Origin of the sequence: Mesorhizobium sp. M0854, assembly GCF_040319815.1 — a bacterium.
In the GTDB taxonomy this organism is placed as follows: domain Bacteria; phylum Pseudomonadota; class Alphaproteobacteria; order Rhizobiales; family Rhizobiaceae; genus Mesorhizobium.
On the sequence record NZ_JAMYOL010000017.1, the window covers coordinates 70,689 to 89,726 of the forward strand.

General features: G+C 60.1%; 18 protein-coding genes and 2 pseudogenes. 17 read left to right on the plus strand and 3 right to left on the minus strand.

The annotated features are described in order from the left end of the window. Nucleotides 1-316: 316 nt before the first annotated feature. From nifH to NKH99_RS22945, 17 genes and pseudogenes are all read left to right on the plus strand, one after another. The gene (gene nifH, locus NKH99_RS22865) at nucleotides 317-1,210 is read left to right on the plus strand and encodes a nitrogenase iron protein (protein ID WP_352571098.1); all 894 of its coding nucleotides are present in this window, start codon (nucleotides 317-319) and stop codon (nucleotides 1,208-1,210) included. 98 nt (nucleotides 1,211-1,308) lie between these two features. Continuing rightward, nucleotides 1,309-2,811, plus strand: coding sequence for a nitrogenase molybdenum-iron protein alpha chain (gene nifD / locus NKH99_RS22870; RefSeq protein WP_353015671.1), 1,503 nt, complete (start codon nucleotides 1,309-1,311; stop codon nucleotides 2,809-2,811). Between the two features lie 126 nt (nucleotides 2,812-2,937). Then, a complete protein-coding gene (gene nifK / locus NKH99_RS22875; RefSeq protein ID WP_353015673.1) occupies nucleotides 2,938-4,479 on the plus strand; it encodes a nitrogenase molybdenum-iron protein subunit beta in 1,542 nt (513 codons plus the stop codon). Between the two features lie 56 nt (nucleotides 4,480-4,535). After that, nucleotides 4,536-6,026: a nitrogenase iron-molybdenum cofactor biosynthesis protein NifE gene (gene nifE, locus NKH99_RS22880; protein ID WP_353015675.1), complete on the plus strand. Its 1,491-nt coding sequence runs from the start codon at nucleotides 4,536-4,538 to the stop codon at nucleotides 6,024-6,026. An 8-nt stretch (nucleotides 6,027-6,034) separates the two neighbouring features. Then, complete coding sequence (nifN, locus tag NKH99_RS22885; RefSeq protein WP_353015677.1) at nucleotides 6,035-7,417, plus strand: nitrogenase iron-molybdenum cofactor biosynthesis protein NifN; 1,383 nt, start codon at nucleotides 6,035-6,037, stop codon at nucleotides 7,415-7,417. Beyond that, nucleotides 7,383-7,880: a nitrogen fixation protein NifX gene (nifX, locus tag NKH99_RS22890; RefSeq protein WP_352466632.1), complete on the plus strand. Its 498-nt coding sequence runs from the start codon at nucleotides 7,383-7,385 to the stop codon at nucleotides 7,878-7,880. The genes nifN and nifX overlap by 35 nt, the downstream gene beginning before the upstream one ends. A 17-nt stretch (nucleotides 7,881-7,897) precedes the next feature. Next, nucleotides 7,898-8,377, plus strand: coding sequence for a NifX-associated nitrogen fixation protein (locus tag NKH99_RS22895; RefSeq protein WP_353015679.1), 480 nt, complete (start codon nucleotides 7,898-7,900; stop codon nucleotides 8,375-8,377). A gap of 27 nt (nucleotides 8,378-8,404) precedes the next feature. Beyond that, the gene (locus NKH99_RS22900) at nucleotides 8,405-9,190 is read left to right on the plus strand and encodes a response regulator transcription factor (RefSeq protein WP_353015681.1); all 786 of its coding nucleotides are present in this window, start codon (nucleotides 8,405-8,407) and stop codon (nucleotides 9,188-9,190) included. Between the two features lie 107 nt (nucleotides 9,191-9,297). After that, complete coding sequence (locus tag NKH99_RS22905) at nucleotides 9,298-10,185, plus strand: universal stress protein (RefSeq protein ID WP_353015683.1); 888 nt, start codon at nucleotides 9,298-9,300, stop codon at nucleotides 10,183-10,185. Between the two features lie 1,332 nt (nucleotides 10,186-11,517). Next, nucleotides 11,518-12,687 (plus strand): TlpA disulfide reductase family protein, encoded by a 1,170-nt coding sequence (locus NKH99_RS22910; RefSeq protein WP_353015686.1) that lies wholly within the window; start codon nucleotides 11,518-11,520, stop codon nucleotides 12,685-12,687. A gap of 332 nt (nucleotides 12,688-13,019) precedes the next feature. Next, nucleotides 13,020-13,489: pseudogene (locus NKH99_RS22915) on the plus strand (NifX-associated nitrogen fixation protein). A gap of 25 nt (nucleotides 13,490-13,514) precedes the next feature. Continuing rightward, nucleotides 13,515-13,718, plus strand: a complete 204-nt coding sequence (locus NKH99_RS22920; RefSeq protein ID WP_352771788.1) for a CCE_0567 family metalloprotein — start codon at nucleotides 13,515-13,517, stop codon at nucleotides 13,716-13,718. Beyond that, complete coding sequence (fdxB, locus tag NKH99_RS22925; RefSeq protein WP_353015688.1) at nucleotides 13,715-14,032, plus strand: ferredoxin III, nif-specific; 318 nt, start codon at nucleotides 13,715-13,717, stop codon at nucleotides 14,030-14,032. The genes NKH99_RS22920 and fdxB overlap by 4 nt, the downstream gene beginning before the upstream one ends. A 29-nt stretch (nucleotides 14,033-14,061) precedes the next feature. Beyond that, nucleotides 14,062-14,382: an exopolysaccharide production repressor protein gene (locus NKH99_RS22930; protein ID WP_353015690.1), complete on the plus strand. Its 321-nt coding sequence runs from the start codon at nucleotides 14,062-14,064 to the stop codon at nucleotides 14,380-14,382. A gap of 418 nt (nucleotides 14,383-14,800) precedes the next feature. Beyond that, nucleotides 14,801-15,568 carry a pyridoxal-phosphate dependent enzyme gene (locus NKH99_RS22935; RefSeq protein WP_353015691.1) on the plus strand — a complete coding sequence of 256 codons (768 nt, stop codon included), beginning with the start codon at nucleotides 14,801-14,803 and terminating at the stop codon, nucleotides 15,566-15,568. Between the two features lie 29 nt (nucleotides 15,569-15,597). Further along, nucleotides 15,598-15,720 (plus strand): hypothetical protein, encoded by a 123-nt coding sequence (locus tag NKH99_RS22940; protein WP_353015693.1) that lies wholly within the window; start codon nucleotides 15,598-15,600, stop codon nucleotides 15,718-15,720. A gap of 337 nt (nucleotides 15,721-16,057) precedes the next feature. Continuing rightward, nucleotides 16,058-16,903, plus strand: a complete 846-nt coding sequence (locus NKH99_RS22945) for a radical SAM/SPASM domain-containing protein (RefSeq protein ID WP_353015695.1) — start codon at nucleotides 16,058-16,060, stop codon at nucleotides 16,901-16,903. 581 nt (nucleotides 16,904-17,484) lie between these two features. On the opposite strand, the gene NKH99_RS22950 is transcribed toward NKH99_RS22945, so the two are convergent. The 3 genes and pseudogenes from NKH99_RS22950 to NKH99_RS22960 form a co-directional block, all read right to left on the minus strand. Further along, a complete protein-coding gene (locus tag NKH99_RS22950) occupies nucleotides 17,485-17,970 on the minus strand; it encodes a transposase (protein ID WP_353015697.1) in 486 nt (161 codons plus the stop codon). Nucleotides 17,971-18,164: 194 nt separating this feature from the next. Further along, nucleotides 18,165-18,476: pseudogene (locus NKH99_RS22955) on the minus strand (IS110 family RNA-guided transposase); the annotation flags it as partial. A gap of 13 nt (nucleotides 18,477-18,489) precedes the next feature. After that, nucleotides 18,490-18,657, minus strand: a complete 168-nt coding sequence (locus NKH99_RS22960; protein ID WP_353015700.1) for a hypothetical protein — start codon at nucleotides 18,655-18,657, stop codon at nucleotides 18,490-18,492. Between the last annotated feature and the right edge of the window lie 381 nt (nucleotides 18,658-19,038).

The following is a 19,038-nucleotide window of genomic DNA, read 5'->3' on the forward strand; positions in this document are numbered from 1 at the left end:
TCCCGCAAAAACGCAAGAGGGTCGAGATGCTGTTCGCCCACCTCAACACAATGATGCGGTTCGAACGAATGCGTGACTGGGGATCGCGATCCGACGCTTTGTGTCGCCATTGTCGGGTCCGCTACACGGCTTGTTCCGACGATCCTTTCTGCGGCTTCAAGCTAAATACCTGAAAAACAACCACAAATTTATTCTTCGATTCGACGAGCCAAATTGGCACGAGTCTTGAGACCTTGAGTGCGAGGCGGCGACAGCTGCCCGACCGGCATTCGTGTCGCGGCAGCCGCGATGAATGGAACGAAGGAAGGAAAGCTACATGTCAGGTTTGCGTCAGATCGCCTTTTACGGCAAGGGCGGCATCGGCAAGTCCACCACCTCCCAAAATACCCTCGCCGCCCTTGTCGACCTCGGGCAGAGAATCCTCATCGTCGGCTGCGACCCCAAAGCCGACTCCACCCGCCTGATCCTGAACGCGAAGGCGCAGGATACGGTCCTGCACCTCGCGGCAGAGGAAGGTTCGGTGGAAGACCTCGAACTCCAGGATGTGCTCAAGGTCGGCTACAAAGGCATCAAATGCGTGGAGTCGGGCGGCCCCGAGCCGGGTGTCGGCTGCGCCGGTCGCGGCGTGATCACCTCGATCAACTTCCTCGAGGAGAACGGCGCCTATGACGATGTCGACTATGTCTCCTACGACGTGCTCGGGGATGTAGTGTGCGGCGGTTTCGCGATGCCGATCCGCGAGAACAAGGCTCAGGAAATCTACATCGTCATGTCCGGCGAGATGATGGCGCTCTATGCCGCCAACAACATTGCCAAGGGTATCCTGAAATACGCTCATTCGGGTGGCGTGCGGCTCGGCGGCCTGATCTGCAACGAGCGCCAAACCGACCGCGAGCTCGACCTCGCCGAAGCGCTGGCTTCCAGGCTCAATTCCAAGCTCATCCACTTCGTGCCGCGCGACAACATCGTCCAGCACGCCGAGCTCAGGAAGATGTCTGTGATCCAGTATGCGCCGGACTCCAAGCAGGCCGGGGAATACAGGGCGCTGGCCGAGAAGATCCATAACAATTCGGGCCAGGGCACCATCCCCACCCCGATCACCATGGAGGAGCTCGAGGACATGCTGCTCGACTTCGGCATCATGAAGACCGACGAGCAGATGCTTGCCGAGCTTCAGGTCAAGGAAGCGGCGAAGGCGGCCGCACAGTAACGACCGCTACTGACTGGTGGCGCGGCCTGACGTGGCGCGCCTTTCAAAGAACGGCGCCTCGTTGGTGAGGCGTCACCCTGAACCTTGAAAGGGGTCTCATGAGCCTGGAATACGAGAATGACGGCGCCCTACATGCGAAGCTTATCGAGGAGGTGCTGTCGCAATATCCTGACAAGGCGGCGAAGCGCCGCAAAAAGCACCTCAGCGTCGCAAAGAGCGGCGACGAGGCTGGCGAGGAAAGCGAGGTCCTTTCCGAATGCGAGGTCAAATCGAATATCAAGTCCATCCCCGGAGTGATGACGATTCGCGGCTGCGCCTATGCCGGCTCGAAAGGCGTGGTCTGGGGTCCAGTCAAGGATATGGTCCATATCTCGCACGGCCCGGTCGGCTGCGGGCAATATTCCTGGTCGCAACGCCGCAACTACTACGTCGGCACGACCGGCATCGACACGTTCGTGACGATGCAGTTCACCTCCGATTTCCAGGAGAAGGACATTGTTTTCGGCGGCGACAAGAAGCTGGAACGGATCATCGACGAGATCGAGGAACTGTTTCCGCTGAACAAGGGCATGACTGTGCAATCCGAATGCCCGATCGGCCTGATTGGCGACGACACCGAAGCTGTGTCCCGCAACAAGGCCAAGGAGCACGAAAAGACAATCGTGCCGGTGCGCTGCGAGGGCTTCCGCGGCGTTTCGCAATCCCTCGGCCACCACATCGCCAACGACGCGATCCGCGACTGGGTGTTCGAGAAGAAGGACGTCGAGTTCGAGGCCGGCCCGTACGATGTCAATGTGATCGGCGACTATAATATCGGCGGCGACGCCTGGGCTTCGCGCATCCTGCTCGAGGAGATGGGCCTGCGCGTGGTCGGCAACTGGTCGGGCGACGCTACGCTGGCCGAAATAGAGCGTGCGCCAAAGGCGAAGCTAAATCTCATCCATTGCTACAGGTCGATGAACTACATCTGCCGGCACATGGAGGAAAAGTATGGCATCGCCTGGATGGAGTACAATTTCTTCGGCCCCTCCCAGACCGAAGCCTCTCTGCGCAAGATAGCCAAGCATTTCGGGCCGGACATCGAGGCCAAGGCCGAGGCGGTCATCGCCAAATACCGGCCGCTGGTCGATGCCGTCATCGCCAAGTACCGGCCGCGCCTCGAAGGCAGGACGGTGATGCTCTATGTCGGCGGGCTGCGCCCCCGTCACGTCGTCACGGCATATGAGGATCTGGGCATGGTGATCGTCGGCACTGGCTATGAATTTGGCCATAACGACGATTATCAGCGCACCGGCCACTACGTGAAGAAGGGCACGCTGATCTATGACGATGTGACTGGTTACGAGCTGGAGAAGTTCATCGAGGGGATCCGTCCTGATCTCGTTGGCTCCGGCATCAAAGAAAAGTACCCGGTCCAGAAGATGGGCATACCGTTCCGTCAAATGCATTCCTGGGATTATTCCGGCCCGTATCACGGCTACGACGGCTTCGCCATCTTCGCCCGCGACATGGATCTGGCCATCAACAACCCGGTCTGGAACCTCTACGACGCCCCCTGGAAGAAAAAAGCCGAGCCGTCGGCGGCGATCGCAGCCGAATGAGAAGCCTGGCCTCCCGGAAGCCGGGAGGCCGTTGAACCCCTGTGGCCTTTGTCCGCGGGAGACCTGAAACGTTTCGACGTCCCTGTGCCGCCGTATGGCGGGCCAGATGGAAAGAGGTAACCACCCATGCCGCAGTCGGCTGAAAAAGTTCTCGACCACGCTCCCCTGTTCCGCGAGCCGGAATACAGGCAGATGCTCGCCGAGAAGAGGCTGAATTTCGAATGTCCGCACCCGGACCAGGTCGTTACCGACCAACGCGAATTCACCAAGACGTGGGAATACCGCGAAAAGAACCTTGCTCGCGAAGCGCTTGTCGTGAACCCCGCCAAGGCCTGCCAGCCGCTCGGCGCGGTGTTCGCGGCCGCAGGCTTCGAGCGAACCATGTCCTTCGTCCACGGCAGCCAGGGCTGCGTGGCCTATTACCGCTCGCACCTGTCGCGCCATTTCAAGGAGCCTGCTTCGGCAGTTTCCTCTTCGATGACCGAGGACGCGGCAGTGTTCGGTGGTCTGAAGAACATGGTCGACGGGCTCGCCAACACGTACCAACTCTACGACCCGAAGATGATCGCCGTCTCGACCACTTGTATGGCAGAGGTCATTGGCGACGACCTGCATAGCTTCATCGAGAACGCCAAGGACGAAGGCTCGGTCCCGCGCGACTTCGACGTGCCCTTCGCCCACACGCCCGCCTTCGTCGGTAGCCATGTCGACGGCTATGACGTTACGGTCAAGGGCATTTTGGAGCACTTCTGGAAAGGCGAGGAGCGAACGGAAGCCGAGGGAATCATCAACATCATTCCGGGTTTCGACGGCTTTTGCGTTGGCAACAACCGGGAACTTAAGCGCCTGCTCGATCTGATAGGCGTATCCTATACCTTCATCCAAGACGCCTCTGATCAGTTCGACACGCCGTCGGACGGCGAATACCGCATGTATGACGGCGGCACGAAGATCGAAGACGTGAGGAAGGCACTCAACGCCGAGGCGACACTTTCGCTACAGCATTACAACACCCGAAAAACACTGGAGTATTGCGAGGGGGTAGGGCAGGCGACTGCCTCGTTCCATTACCCTCTCGGAGTCCAGGCAACCGACGACTTCCTGATGGAGGTCTCCGCGATTTGCCGCAAGCAAATCCCCGAGGCAATCCGCCTGGAGCGCGGCCGACTTGTTGACGCCATGGCGGACAGCCAATCCTGGCTGCACGGTAAGAAATACGCCATCTACGGCGATCCGGACTTTGTCTACGGCATGGCCCGCTTCATCATGGAGACGGGCGGCGAGCCGACCCATTGCCTCGCCACTAACGGCACCTCGGTATGGGAAACGGAGTTAAAGGAACTGCTTGCATCGTCCCCCTTCGGCAAGGATGCTCAAGTCTGGGCGGGCAAGGACCTCTGGGCGATGCGCTCGCTGCTCTTCACCGAGCCGGTGGACCTGCTGATCGGCAACTCCTATGGCAAGTATCTGGAGCGCGACACCGGCACGCCGCTGATCCGGCTGACGTTTCCGATCTTCGACCGCCACCATCACCATCGTTTTGCGCTCATGGGCTACCAAGGCGGGTTGCGCGTACTGACGACGATCCTCGACAAGATCTTCGACAAGCTCGATCGCGAGACAAGCGAGACGGGCGAGACGGACTATTCGTATGACCTCACCCGCTAAGCGTGACGGTCGGCTTTGGCCGTTCGTCTTCCCGAGGGACTTTGGAGACCGACGCAATGTCCTTGCTCAGAGCCAAAATCCAGGATGTCTTCAACGAGCCTTCCTGCGAGAAGAACCGCGGCAAGGATGCCAAGGCGCGCAAAAAGGGCTGTTCGAAGCCATTGACCCCCGGGGCGGCGGCCGGCGGCTGTGCCTTCGATGGCGCCAAGATCGTGCTGCAGCCGATCACCGACGTTGCGCATTTGATCCATGCGCCGCTCGCCTGCGAGGGCAATTCCTGGGACAACCGCGGTGCGGCTTCGTCCGGGCCAACGCTGTGGCGCACGAGCTTCACGACCGACCTCACCGAACTCGACGTGGTGATGGGGCTGGGCGAGCGGAAGCTTTTCAAAGCGATCCGCGAGATCAAGGAAGCGTATGGGCCGCCGGCGATCTTCGTCTATCCGACCTGTGTTACCGCGCTGATCGGCGACGACATCGAGGCCGTCTGCAAGCGCGCGGCGGAAAAGTTCGGTCTACCGGTGGTGCCCGTCAATGCGCCGGGCTTCGTCGGCTCCAAGAATCTTGGCAACAAGCTTGCCGGCGAGGCGTTGCTCGAGCATGTCATCGGCACGGTGGAGCCCGACGATGCCGGCCCTTACGACATCAACATTCTTGGCGAATTCAACCTCTCGGGCGAATTCTGGCTGGTGAAGCCGCTGCTGGATCGGCTCGGCATCCGGGTGCGCGCCTGCATTCCGGGCGACGCGCGTTATTTCGACATTGCCTGCGCGCACCGCGCCCGGGCGGCTATGATGGCGTGCTCGACCGCGCTCATCAATCTCGCCCGCAAGATGGAGCAGCGCTGGGACATCCCGTTCTTCGAGGGCTCCTTCTACGGCATCACCGACACCTCGGAAGCGCTCCGACAGATCTCTCAACTGCTCGTGAAGAAGGGTGCGGATCCGGAGATCCTCGGCCGCACCGAGGCATTGATTGCAGAGGAGGAGGCGGTTGCTTGGAAGAAGCTCGCGGCCTACCGGCCGAGGCTCGAAGGCAAGCGCGTGCTGCTCAACACCGGCGGTGTGAAGTCCTGGTCCGTCGTCCATGCGCTGATGGAGATCGGCATCGAGATCGTCGGCACCTCGGTCAAGAAGTCGACCGTCGAAGACAAGGAGCGTATCAAGCAGATACTCAAGGACGACAACCACATGTTCGAGCAGATGGCAGCGCGCGAGCTTTACGCCATGCTCTCAGAACACAAGGCCGATATCATGCTGTCGGGCGGGCGCACGCAATTCATCGCGCTGAAGGCCAAGACACCCTGGCTCGATATCAACCAGGAGCGCCAACACCCTTATGCCGGCTATGACGGCATGGTGGAACTCGTACGCCAGATCGACCTCGCCGTTCACAACCCGATCTGGTGCCAGGTGCGGGAGCCGGCACCATGGGATTGCCAGCCTGCGGTGAGGGAGGAACTGCCGCGCACGAAAAGCGAGACCGCGACCTTGCATGCTGTCCAGGAATTCGCCGGCACGACGGCCGACGATTTCGGCGAGTGTTGAGAAAGCCGATGGTCCGCATCCTTCCCCAGACCAAAGCGGCGGCGGTCAATCCGCTGAAGTCATCGCAGCCGCTGGGTGCCGCCTTGGCCTTTCTTGGCGTCGACGGCGCGATGCCGTTGTTCCACGGCAGCCAGGGGTGCACCAGCTTCGCGCTCGTGCTCTTCGTGCGGCATTTCAAGGAAGCCATCCCCTTGCAGACAACGGCGATGGACGAGGTGGCGACGATCCTCGGCGGGGCAGACCATCTGGAAGAGGCGATACTCAACCTCAAGGCCCGCACAAGGCCAACGCTGATCGGGGTCTGCACGACGGCGCTGGTGGAAACTAGGGGCGAAGACTGCGCAGGAGATATCGCCAATATCAGGCTGAATCGCACGGAAGAACTCGCGGGTACGGAGGTGGTGCTAGCCAACACACCGGATTTCGGCGGCGCGATCGAAGAGGGCTGGGCCAAGGCTGTCACCGCGATGATCGAAAGGATTACGCGGCCCGGCGAGCAGGCGCGGCAGTCGAAGAAGATCGTGATCCTGCCTGGCTGGAACCTCACTGTGGCTGATATCGAGCATTTGCGTGAAATGATTGAAAGCTTTGGACTCAAGGCGGTGATTCTGCCGGACGTCTCCGGCTCGCTCGACGGTACGGTGCCCGACCGCTGGATCACGACCACCTACGGCGGCACCAGCATCGAGGATATCCGCGAGCTTGGCACGGCCGAGCAATGCATCGTCATCGGTGAGCATATGCGCCGCCCGGCCGAGCTGCTTCAGAGGTTGACCGGCGTGCCTTACGTGCTGTTCCGGTCGCTGACTGGATTGAAGGACGCCGACCGGTTCGTCTCTCTGCTGTCCGCGGTTTCGGGCGCGGCGGCGCCGGCTGGGGTGCGCCGTCGCCGGGCGCAGTTGCAGGACGCGTTGCTCGACGGACATTTCCACTTGGGAGGCAAGAAAATTGCGATCGCTGCTGAACCAGACCAACTCTACCAACTCGCGAGCTTCTTCATCGGCATGGGCTCCGAAATCGCGGCGGCGGTCACCACGACCGACATGTCGAAAATTTTGGAGGAAGTACCGGCGCAGTCGGTTCAAATCGGCGATCTCGGCGATTTGGAAGCTCTTGGCGCCAGCGCTGATCTTCTCGTCACCCATTCCCACGGCCGCCAGGCGGCGCAGCGCCTCGGCATTCCGCTCATGCGGGTTGGCTTCCCGATCTTCGACCGCCTCGGCATCCAGCACAAGCTCACAATCCTCTACCAGGGGACCCGCGACATGATCTTCGAGGTTGCCAACATTTTTGAAGCCAACCGGCACGCGCCGACGCCTGAGGCGCTTGATCCACTCCGTAAGCGAGAAATCCCAGATGAGCTCCGTTCGTCGCCTCTCGCTCGTCACTGACGAGGTTCACGCACCGACGCCGGAACGCCAAGCCGGCGCATTGCGGGTGGCGATCGCCACGCAGGACATGAAGAACCTCAACGCCCATTTCGGTTCGGCCAGGCGCTTTGCTGTCTACGACGTGATGCGCGAGGAGTGGAAGCTCGTCGAGGCCGTGGCCTTCGATGACGTTTCGGACGAGAGCGGGAAGCACCCAACTGAGGGCGATGACCGCATCACCCCGAAGGTGGAGGCGCTGAAGGGATGTCATCTCCTGTTTTGTCTGGCGATCGGCGGACCTTCGGCAGCCAAGGTTGTTTCGGCAAAAATTCATCCGATCAAAGTGCCGCAGCCCGAAACCATCCAAGAGGTGCTGTTGCGCACGCAGATGATGCTCAGGACGTGTCCTCCCCCCTGGCTGCGCAAGGTGCTGGCGCAGGCAGGTGTCGCCGAACAGAAACCGTCCTTCGAGGAGGAGGACTGAAATGAGGAGGAAACGAAATGTCTGATGCCACGGTTACCTCCGCCGTCAACGAGAACGAGGCGGCCCTTGCCACCCCGTTCGTCAAATGCCTCGTGCGGCTGGTCCGGGCTCATGATTCCCACGGGTCTTGGGAAGGCAAATCGGACGCCGAGCTGCTGGGCGACTTCATCGTCACCAGGGAACAGCGCCGTGCGATCCCGATCATCGGCGATCCCGATCCGGACGTGCTGTGGAGGCTCGAGATGTTTTACACCGCCGTCGGGCTTGCGATCGAGGAGCGCTCCGGCCTGATGGCATCGCCGATGATGGAGATGAGCCATGAGGGCTTCGGGCGCGTGCTTCTCACGGCCGGGCGGTTGGTCGTTCTGTCGAAGACCCTGCGCGACGTCCACGGGTTCGGCTTCGAGACGTTCTGGAAACTCGCCGCGGCCGGTACCAAACTGGCCGGCGATGCCACCGCAGCCATTGAGGCTCATCCGGAGGTGGCGCGGGCGTGATGGAACCAATTTTCGATCAAGAGGATCATGTCAGGCCTTGAGGACATGCGATGGCCAGCCCTCTCAATCGAGGCGGTCGAGGCCGATGTGGTTCTTGGGGTAGCGCTGATGAAGCCATTGGTCCTGATCTGTTCGCAAGATGCGGAGTTGTATCTGTTCCTCAGCCACATTCTGGGGGTGGACGGCTTCACGAGTGAGCCGGCGGGCGGCGTGAAGGAAGCACTTGCATTGGCCGACGAACGTGAGCTCCAGGCGGTAGTACTGGACTGCGGGCCGGCAAGCGCGACAGGCTCCACAATCTGCGCCCAGTTCAAGGGGGAGCCCCGGACCGGCGGCCTGCCCGTAATTGCGCTGATCGCGCCCGGCGCCGAGAACCAGCACCTCGATCTCTTGAAGGCAGGTATTGACGAGAGCTTTGTGCGGCCCTTCGCGCCGGCCAAGCTGCTCGACTGTCTACGGACGAAGCTGGCGCTGCCAAAGCCGGGTTCGAACGGGATTGAAAACGGCGGCTGGATCTCCTGTGGCGACCTTGAGATAAGGCTCGATGCCCACCGCGTTCGGGGTAATGGCCACGAAGTCCACCTTGGGCCGATCGAGTTCAACCTGCTGCGGCTTTTGCTTGAGACTCCCGGCAAGGTCTTCACCAGAGACGAGCTGATCAGCGCGGCCTGGCCGCCCAATATTCATGTCGGTGTACGCACCGTGGATGTCCATATCAGCCGGCTCAGAAGGGCGCTGAAGGCGGCCTCCCCCTCCAGCGTCATTCGTACCGTCAGGTCTGCCGGCTACTCACTCGAGTGGCCGGACGGGTGAATAGATAGCCGATGTGGTGCCACTCCGCATTTCCGCCGTGCTGAGGGCAAGTCTTGCGGCTTCGAAACGCGCCGGCAGGTACGACATATTCAGAAAGAAGCAGTCAAATGGCTTTCAGAAGCGTACTCAGTGTGACGGGAGCTGACCACTCCGATCAGGATGTCAGGACAGCTGCCAGCTTGTGTGCCGAAGTCGGCGCGTATCTTTCCGTACTGGTGATGTCGCCTCCGCCGCTCATTATGCCTTCTCCGCTGCTCGGCGATGGCATCCCTGAGTGGCCTGGACAACGCGCACAGGCCATCGCCAGACTGGACAAACGGTTTAGGGATATCGAAAGATTTTCACAGGACATAGCCAAGCTGGAAAAGATATCCAGGGAAATTCACAAACTGCTGAGAGCCACGTGGCGGTGCTATGATGTCGATATTGCGAACTGCGATCAGGCCAGCGTCGGTGACGCGGTGCGACAGCGGGCGCTCTGCAACGACCTGACAATCGTCGGCCCCGCACTTCTCAACGACATTAACCTCGGACCCCTTGTTGTCAACGGCAGCCTGTTCGATACCGGAAAGCCGGTGCTTGTCGTGCCGGAGGGCGCTGAGGCGACTCTATCGCCACGGCGCGTGCTGGTCGGCTGGGATTCGCGAGTCGAGGCGTCCCGTTCGGTTCGGGAAGCGCTGGATCTGCTAGCCGGTGCTGAGGAAGTTCGTGTCGCACTAGTCGATCCGGAGGCGACCTGCACCGGAAACGGCGCCGAGCCGGGAGCCGACATCGCTGCCTATCTCACTCGGCACGGTGCTCGGGTGTCGGTTGACCGGCTGGCGAGCGCCGGCAAACCGGTGGCTATGGTGCTCGCGCAGCACGCAATCGACACGTCTGCCGACATGATAGTCATGGGCGCTTATGGCAACCGCAGGCTACGTGAGCGACTCTTCGGCGGCGTGACGAGATGGATAGTTGGGAAGCCGTCATTGCCGTTGTTTTTGGCTCGCTGACGGGTTCCAAAGCAGCACCGACGCTGTCCGAAGCTCTACTCCCCTGGGTCACCTATCCGGATGCCAAGTTAGAGAAAGGTCGCGGCAAACGCGCCCAGTTTCGCGCGCCTCCTCGAGCCAATCTGCAATCGCCGTCGCCGAGAACATCGCGGACGTCTCGCTTCGGGGTTCTGCTCGCCCGAGATGATCCATAACGCGGAGACCAACACCAGATCACGGCTCGCAGGTCGGCGTCAGGTCAAAGAGAGTCGTTCAGCGCGGCAGGCCGAGTTCCCGATCCGTAGCGGCATCGTACGGGCGGTATCATGATCTCTCCTGACTACTGGCCGGGAGCTGAACAACGCGATGACCGGGCTGAGGCCGACGCCCCTCAATTTCGAGTCGGGACGGTCGGGCTCTTGCCGGGTTCGGCAGGAATCGATCGTATCAACCACATTGTCATCGTGTGGGATGGTAGCCGGGTAGCGGCGAGGACGGCCGCGTCTTCAGTGTTTTCAGTCCGTCCGGCCGGACCCGCGTGACGACCGAGCGGTCTTTGGGGCTGGTCAAATTCCGACAACGCTCAAATTCGAACCAGGCGGTCCCTGTAGCGCCTGAGCACAGGGAATACAGAAAATATCGGCACAAAGCAGGATACCGGAGAGTTCAACGGCCGGCACATGCCGGCACTCGGCTTGGCGTTTTTCGCCACGACATTATCGCGATCTGACGATGGCGGTATTGGCGAGCTACAGCTGGACCGGCTTCGGTCGTGAAGAACTCCCATGAAGCCAGCTAGGAATTCAATCGCAACGCGCAAGGGGGCAGGGCGCAGGCGGCGCTCGGTCGGGATGGAGCGCCTCCCTGCAATCGCAAATGACGAGATCCGCTACCCCCCGAAGGACTGGAACGGCAAAACGCTCAAGCCGGTGGCGTGAAGCGGACGATGGTGACGGGCCTGACGATAGCCAACGCTGTCATGATGTCCATCAGCCTCGTCCCTCGGCCCGAATGCATATTGAGTCGTCCGGGTCACGCTTTTCTGCCGACGCGAAGCGCGTGATGCTTGTCGAAAACCTGACAGCGGCAGAAAACATGTCGCGTCCAATACAACCGGCTATCTTGGGCACCCGGACGGTTTTTAACGCGGAATCAAGCATTTACTGCGCGCTTAGCGCGTTGGCACGGCCTTTGCGATTTGAGAGTCAGCAACACTGAGTGAAGGCTGACTGCACGCAGATGCGTAAGACGAGCGATGCTCTCCCTTCCTTGAACCCTCGTGCACCGTCTCAAAGGGGCAACAAGCTCGCGCATAAGGTCACCCAACCTTTGGCAACAGCTTTGGAGAGCAACATGGTAGTGCAGCTTGGGTCACCGGCTCCTTCGATCAAAGTGGAGGACTGGCTGCGTGGCGAGCCCCTTGCGAACTTCCAGCCCGGCAAAGTCTATATCGTCGAATTTTGGGCAACTTGGTGCGAACTATGCATGGCGGAGATGCTCGATCTGATGCGGCTCCAGGAAAAATACAGGGACAGCGGACTTGAGGTCGTCGGCGTCGCGGCTAATGAAGACGCTCCAATGGCCGTTGAGGCTCGCACCAAGTTGGACGCGTGGTTGACCGAAAAGTGCCCGCATCTGAGCTATCGGATCGCGTTCGACCACACAGGTGAAATGAACAAGCTTTGGATGAAACCCAGCTTTTCCGCCGGGATTCCGACTTCGTACGTGGTCGACCGAGACGGCCAGATCGCCTTTATCGGTCATCCAAGCGAACTCGATGAGGTTTTGCCGGAAGTGCTCAACGGCAGCTGGCGCACCAGCGACAAAGCGAAAGCCGCCGATACGGAGCGGATCGCCACAAGCGAACCCATGGCGCGCCAACAAGCGTTGAAGAAGCCGATCGATGACAGATTCTGGGCGGCGGTGAAGTTAGAAGATTGGAAGACGGCGCTCTGGGCGATCGAAGAAGGCATCGCCTTGATGCCGGACGACATCAATTTCCGTCTGGCTCATTCGCATCTGTTGCTTCACAAAATTCAAGACATGTGGACCGGCTTGCCCGTGATGAGCCAATTGGTTCGCGACGCGATCGACAAAAACTCTGAGGACTGGATGGTTTCGGCGCTAGACCAACTTTTCCATCCGGCGAATGACCATTCGCGCCTTCCCCCTGCTGAGCGCTTCGCGATGGGCAAGGAGCTGTCCGAACACATCCTGGCGCTGAATCCCCCGCAAGGCGACAGCCCTAAGTTCCGGTCCTATCCCGCGGTCGCCCGGTACTATCACGAGAACGGCAACGATGATCGCGCGATCGAGTTGGTCGAACTGGCACTGACGTCGCTGGACGGTCCGGAGCCTATCCCGGCCGAATTGAAAGAGCAGCATCTGCCGGATTTGCTGCAGGCCCTCGCCAAGTACAGGGGTGGGAAGGTTTGTTGCGGCGCACTCTGTGCGGCTCCGCAAAACCATTTCCCGAAGGTGCCAAAGCGCGGTCGGCCGAGGAGGAAAGATAAAAAAGGGTAATTGGTCGAAATGGCTTACTGGGCAATTCGTCCATTTCCCTGGCGTGACCGCAGCAGGAGGTCCATGCAGGACTTGATCGATCGTCTGCAGCAGGATCGGGGCTCGAAACTTCATGGCCTCCGGCCGCATTGCGGCGGAAGTGATGTTCGACGCGAATTCACGTTGAAGACTTCGCAGTCAAGGACGTGTGCAAGGTCGGCCAGAGGGATATCAATTGCGTGGCATCAGCCGCGCCGAGCCGGGCGTCGGCTGCGCAAGTGTGCCCGAAGTAGGCATCCCAGAAAACAGACATCGTGCTTCGACGAAGAGGACTGAAATGAGGAGAAGGCGAAATGTCTAGTGCTGCGGTCAGCCCGGCTGTCAACGAGGACGAGGCGGCCCTTGCCATGCCTTTTGTCAGATGCCTCGTGCGGCTGATCCGTGCTCAGGATGCCTCCGGGTCACTGGAAGGCAAATCGGACGCCGAACTGCTGGGCGACTTCATCATCACCAGAAAACAGCGCCATGCGATCCCCATCATCGGCGATCCCGATCCGGACGTGCTGTGGAGGCTCAATATTTCTACACGGCCGTCGGGCTTAGGATCGAGGAACGCTCCGGCCCGATGATATCGCCAACGATGGAGATGAAACCCATGAGGGCTTCGGACGATTGCTTTTCACGGCCGGGCGCTTGGTCGCTCTGTCGAGACATCCACCGGTTCGGCTTCGAGACGTTCAGGAAGCTCGCAGAGGCCGGTACGAACTTGGTCGACGATGCGACAGCAGCCATTGAAGCCTATCCCGACGTGGCACGGGCGTGAAGAAACCGATTTCGAGGAACGATTTATGTCAAACCTAGATGAGATGGGGAAGAAAGTTCGAAAGCTTCAGCTGCGCGCGGCAGTTGCCAAGATGAGATTGCGCGGCCTTGCAGAGGATCTCCCGAGAAAATGGAGGGAGATAGAGGAAGTTGCTGAGGAAACGTCCGCCGTTTTTGCCGAGTTGGATGGTGCCAAGAGAGAGCTCGCTGCAATGAAGAAGTTACGATGACGAGCACATTCATCACCCGCGACGGCTCCGGATGGATGCCGGAATATCTCACCGCTATAGACCGCACGACCTGCATCGGCTGCGGGCGCTGTTTCAAAGTCTGCTCGCGCGAGGTCATGCATCTTTACGGCGTCGATGACGCGGGTGAAATGCTCGGCGCCTGCGACGACGAGGATGACGATTTCGATGGCGAGCTCAATCGCATGATCATGGTCGTCGATCATGCCGGCCGCTGCATTGGCTGCGGTGCCTGCGCCCGCGTCTGCCCGAAGAACTGCCAGACCCATGTTGCGGCCGACCAGGTCCAAGCATGATCTGAGGAGACAAAACCAGGAGAACGGCGTTGCCCTTTAGAATCTTTTGTCGCGTCCTGGGGCTGGTGCTGTGCAGCACCGCACTGACTGTCTACTTCGCTTCTCATTCCGTCGGCACAGTAGTCGTCACGATGCTGGCTTGTTCGCTGCTCCTTCAGCTGGCGTATTTCGCAAGCGTGCTCTTTCTGATCTGGCGGTCCGGCTGCGTCAGCCGAGCTGGCCAAAGGGCTGAGCATTTCGGCAGTTGCAAGGAAGTTGGATCCGAGCCAGACCTTGATGAGGTGACGAATGAATCCGCAGATTTGCTCCAGAGCAATCAAATACTGGCCATATCGCTGCTGCTGCCTTGAGGCACCATGACAAGGTAAGTGCTCAAGCTGGTGCAGCTTTGGACCAACCATATACATTGAGAATATACTAGTGGGATACTGTGCTCGGAAGTCGATGGTGACCGCAATCCGGTCATTCTAGTTAATCCAGGAGATGCAGTTCTTGAATGCCATACGCATTGGGGTAGTCTCTCGCACGCCGCGTGCGGTTGCAACTCTCAATGACGAGCGAGGCGCTGGAAATATGGGACTCTCCTGGCGCCGGATAACGCAGATGACGTCAAATCAAGGACGCCTCCAGAAGGAATCGTGAATGGCTCATTCAGCTCCATCGTTGCCGGAGAGAAAATGCTGGAAAAGTTCCAACGCTATCCGCTCGCATTTGGACCCACGCCCATCGAGAAGCTCGACCGCCTCTCCAAGCATCTGGGGGGGCAAGGTGGAAATCTACGCCAAACGCGAGGACTGCAACTCCGGTCTGGCGTTCGGCGGAAACAAGCTCCGCAAGCTCGAATACATCATCCCCGACGCGATCGCGTCAAATGCTGATACGCTTGTCTCCATCGGCGGCGTGCAGTCCAACCACACGCGGATTGTCGCCGCGGTCGCCGCCAAGATCGGCATGAAATGTCTCCTGGTTCAGGAGAGCTGGGTACCACATGAGGACGCCCTCTACGACGGGGTCGACAACATTCTCTTGAGCCGATCATGGGAGCAGAGGTGCGCCTTGTCGACGAGGGCTTCGATATCGGCATCCGCCGCGGTTGGGAACGCGCTCGCTGAGGTCAAGTCAAGGGGCGGCAGGCCCTACGCGATACCGGCCGGGGCCTCTGTTCACAAATATGGCGGGCTTGGGTACGTCGGGTTTGCGGAGGAGGTGCGCGCCCAGGAGAAACAGCTTGGGTTTGGCTTCGACTACATCGTCGTTTCCACGGTCACAGGCTCGACGCATGCCGGCATGCTCGTTGGATTCGCCAAGGACGGTCGACAGCGCAACGTGCTCGGTATCGATGCCTCCGCCACCCCCGCCCAAGCCAAGGCGCAGGTGCTAAACATTGCCCGGGATACTACGAAGCTCGTCAAGTTTGGCATGGAAATCGTCGAGGATGACGTGGTGCTGCTCGAGGGGTACGCGTCTCCCGGTTACGGCCTTCCGTCCGAGGCAACGAAGCAGGCCATCCGCCTGTGTGCGCGGCTCGAGGTATAATTACCGATCCCGTCTACGAGGGCAAATCCATGCAAGGGATGATCGACCTCGTCCAGAAAGGCTTCTTTCCAGAGGGATCGAGGGTGCTCTACGCGCATCTCGGCGGCGGGCCGGCCATCAACGGGTACAGCTACACCTTCCGCAATGGCTGACGCTCGACAGATTGCGATTTCGCTGTCCTGCCGTGCCGGCGATGCGCCCAAAGTTGGTTCGCGGGCCGCCCAGCAAACCGAGGGAGCCGGCGGTTGATTGCCGCCCAACGCGAAGCTGACTGAGTTCATTGGGAAAATTTTTATCGATGGATATTTGCTGAGGAAATCGAAAAGTATTATCTTGAAATATTGGAATCTGGTTGATAGGCAGATATCCTAATGGCCATAGTTCGATAATACTTAAGGAGAAACAACGTTCCATCAGAATAAATAGGTTACCTTGTTATTTGAACGTTAATCATTGGCAAAGAGCGTCAGAAAAGTGGAGGCATATCCGATGATATTACAGGAACTGGGCTCTGCCATCCCGGGCGGCAGGGTTTTGGAAATAACGACGACCACCGGCTGCATCGTCGGATGTTCTTATTGTCCGCAGGACAAGTTCGCCCATCGGCAAAGAGCGGTTTCTCATGTGAAGTATCTTCGTCTTGAAGATTTCAAGCGATGTCTGGCGCGCGTACCCACTTCCGTCGACATTAGTTTCGCCGGGTACTCCGAGCCTTGGCTCAATCCGGATTGCACCGAAATGGTCGAGCACGCTTACGCCAGGGGCCATGGCATCCGGATTTTCACGACGCTTGTAGGAATGAAGGGGCCGGATCTACACCGCTTGCAAGCGCTGCGCTCAAGGGTATTCGTGATCCATGTTCTCGATGATGGCGCATACATGAATAGCCGTCTCGTCGGAGACAATTATCTCGCTTTGATTCGTCAAGTGGTCGACACAGACATTGCCTCAATTCGGTTTATAGTCCTGGGCGAGGTCCATCCCGATATCGTCGAGATAATCCCCGCCGACGCGCTAGTTCGCGCGCGGCCTCTGAGCAGCAGGGGTGGAAGCGTCGATCCGAAGATCGTCGAACCACGGCAGCCAGTCGTCGGAGCGCTGACCTGTGTTGACGGACGGCAGTATCGGAATGTTCTTCTCCCAAACGGTGACGTTACGCTCTGCTGCATGGATTTTGAACGGCGCCACGTATTGGGCAATCTTCTGCGCGACAAATACGAAGATCTCTTTGAAGGGTCAGTTTTTTGTGAAATCGTCGACCGCATGAATGGGACGGATGGTATTCTGCTTTGTAGGATGTGCGAATATGCCCATGCAAAGGCGTCCGCTTGCTGATTGGGGGCCGGCCAACCGCCTGAAAGCGGGGCCGGAGCGAATGTCGATCCTCTTGAGACTGCATAAGGCGGGCCGCCTCCCCCACCTGTTTGGCGTGAACCCCGGTCGGTGGAGCCTAGTCGCCTATTTTTACGCGGCTTCGACAGATCCTGCGGGCGCATCTCCCAGCACAAAGCTGTCTGGTAAACTTTTATTGGCCTAAAACGGGAGAACCGGCTTACTCTGGTCCCACATACAGAATGTAATATCCTCCGGAGTCGGCTTTTCGAGACCCTGATCCTCATTCAGGCAGAGTTGGTCGAGACGCTTCAGAAGCGGTCCGAAAGCGGTCCCTACATCGAAGAACGCCGACCATCGCCGCTACGCCGCTCGCTCTCTACAGCGCTGTTGAGGCGCGCTCGCGAGCGGCTTCGCTACCGCCGAGCTAAAGCTCCGGGGCGGCGGGGCCCATTCTACGTCGGCGGTCCGAACGACCATGTGTAGCTTCGGGTTGCCGCCACCTCGGATCGTCATCGGCAGACCCTGCTGCGGGCCTGCCAATTGGGGTGTGCCTTTGTTCTACCTCTTCCCACGTGCCTCCATCACGGCGCACGCACGATGACGCCCTCAGGCACCTCGCCCGCGGTGACGAAACGCCACAGCGCAATCAGCAGCTTGCGCGCCAGCGCCACGATCATTGTCTTGCGCGTGGTTTTGCTGCCGTCGGTCGTGCGTGCCTGGAACCATCGGGCGAGGTCGCTGTCCTTTTGGAAGAGGAGAAAGCGCCAGGCCAACTGGATCATGCCGCGCCGCACGCGGGCATTGCCGGCGCGCGCCAGCCCTTTCTCGCGGCGGCGTTTGCCGCTCTCGTCCGGCGACCCCGTGAGGCCGGCGTAGCGCGCCACGGCGCGGCGGTCGCGCAGCTTGCGCGACAGCATCTCGTTGACCAGCATGTCGGCGGTCTCGACGCCGATGCCGATGATCCGCGCGAGCAGGCGAACCATCGCGTGCGGGCCGTTCGCCGCAGCCGGAGCCGCCGCCAGCCGGCGCAGGCGCTCCTGTTCGATGGCGCGGATCTGCGCGCGCACGAGTTGAGCCGCTCAAGGAAGCGGTAGAGCTCGGCGCGGGTGTTGTCCGGCAGCGGCGTTCCCTCCGCCGTTCGGATGCTCTCCAGCCTGTCCGCCGCCTGGCGCAGGCTCAGCCGGAAGCTGCGGACGCCGAAGCGGGCGAGGATCGCCTTGATGCGGTTGATGAGCCGCGTCTGCTCGCCGACCAGGGTCCCCCGCTCGCGGTTCGGCCGCCGCGCGTCCTCCTCTTCGAGTGTCGGGATCGCCGCCATGGAGCCATGGAGCAATGGCGTTTCTCGCGCCGCAGCCAGCCGAGAAAAGCGCGCAATCAAAAGCTCGGTGTCGAGACGATCGGTCTTGGCGCGGCGGTGCTCGCGCGACACCGGAACGCTTGAGGGATGGATGGCATAGGCCTCGATGCCGTGCGCCCGCAACCAGCGCGCCAGCCAGAAGCCGTCGCCGGCCGCCTCGTAGGCGACGGCGATCCGCTGGATCGTGTGCCCGGCCTGCCGGCTTCGTCGCGCCAGCGCTGCAGCAGCTTCAACAGTGCTGGCGCGTCAGCATCGATCTTCTTGAGGGGCTGGCGCTTGAGACCCGGTACGGCGCGGCAATCAGCCATTTCGCCTTGCTCATTTCGATGACGGCGATGACCGTGTTATCCTGTTCAAGAGCGGTAAGAGACCGGCTCGTCTCAAAAGATTGCGACATGGAACGCCTCCTTCTGATGGTGGTTGAAACAGCGAAGGATGCCACACCCTCGCCGCTCGCCCCATAGCATCTACGAGCCGGGGCGATGGTTCGTGTTGCTGCCGAAGCGGCCTGCAACACCTTAAGCATGCTGCTGCATGGCAGAAGCGCCTGTCACACATGAGCCGGTGCTAGCGCTGAGCTTGATAGGATTGGCAGGGCGTTTCGCCGGGTACAAGCAGGTGCGTCAACTACCAAATGCCGTAGTATCGACGCCTCCTCGAAAACTCTAGAACTGAGTTCGTTCCAACGCATAGACGAGAGATATCGCCGTGCAGAGCAACGTGGCTACGGTAGAGGTTCCGAAGTGCGTCAGTGCAGCAGTTGAGCTGCCGCGCGAGT

What these genes read in the sequence shown, in the direction of transcription:
- NKH99_RS22910 (WP_353015686.1), top strand. Translation starts at nt 11,518, where the DNA reads ATGGTAGTGCAGCTTGGGTCACCGGCTCCTTCGATCAAAGTGGAGGAC.
- NKH99_RS22900 (WP_353015681.1), top strand. Translation starts at nt 8,405, where the DNA reads ATGTCAGGCCTTGAGGACATGCGATGGCCAGCCCTCTCAATCGAGGCG.
- nifK (WP_353015673.1), top strand. Translation starts at nt 2,938, where the DNA reads ATGCCGCAGTCGGCTGAAAAAGTTCTCGACCACGCTCCCCTGTTCCGC.
- NKH99_RS22945 (WP_353015695.1), top strand. Translation starts at nt 16,058, where the DNA reads ATGATATTACAGGAACTGGGCTCTGCCATCCCGGGCGGCAGGGTTTTG.
- nifN (WP_353015677.1), top strand. Translation starts at nt 6,035, where the DNA reads ATGGTCCGCATCCTTCCCCAGACCAAAGCGGCGGCGGTCAATCCGCTG.
- nifE (WP_353015675.1), top strand. Translation starts at nt 4,536, where the DNA reads ATGTCCTTGCTCAGAGCCAAAATCCAGGATGTCTTCAACGAGCCTTCC.
- nifD (WP_353015671.1), top strand. Translation starts at nt 1,309, where the DNA reads ATGAGCCTGGAATACGAGAATGACGGCGCCCTACATGCGAAGCTTATC.
- nifX (WP_352466632.1), top strand. Translation starts at nt 7,383, where the DNA reads ATGAGCTCCGTTCGTCGCCTCTCGCTCGTCACTGACGAGGTTCACGCA.
- nifH (WP_352571098.1), top strand. Translation starts at nt 317, where the DNA reads ATGTCAGGTTTGCGTCAGATCGCCTTTTACGGCAAGGGCGGCATCGGC.
- NKH99_RS22940 (WP_353015693.1), top strand. Translation starts at nt 15,598, where the DNA reads ATGCAAGGGATGATCGACCTCGTCCAGAAAGGCTTCTTTCCAGAGGGA.
- NKH99_RS22960 (WP_353015700.1), bottom strand. Translation starts at nt 18,657, where the DNA reads ATGTCGCAATCTTTTGAGACGAGCCGGTCTCTTACCGCTCTTGAACAG.
- NKH99_RS22920 (WP_352771788.1), top strand. Translation starts at nt 13,515, where the DNA reads ATGTCAAACCTAGATGAGATGGGGAAGAAAGTTCGAAAGCTTCAGCTG.
- NKH99_RS22895 (WP_353015679.1), top strand. Translation starts at nt 7,898, where the DNA reads ATGTCTGATGCCACGGTTACCTCCGCCGTCAACGAGAACGAGGCGGCC.
- fdxB (WP_353015688.1), top strand. Translation starts at nt 13,715, where the DNA reads ATGACGAGCACATTCATCACCCGCGACGGCTCCGGATGGATGCCGGAA.
- NKH99_RS22905 (WP_353015683.1), top strand. Translation starts at nt 9,298, where the DNA reads ATGGCTTTCAGAAGCGTACTCAGTGTGACGGGAGCTGACCACTCCGAT.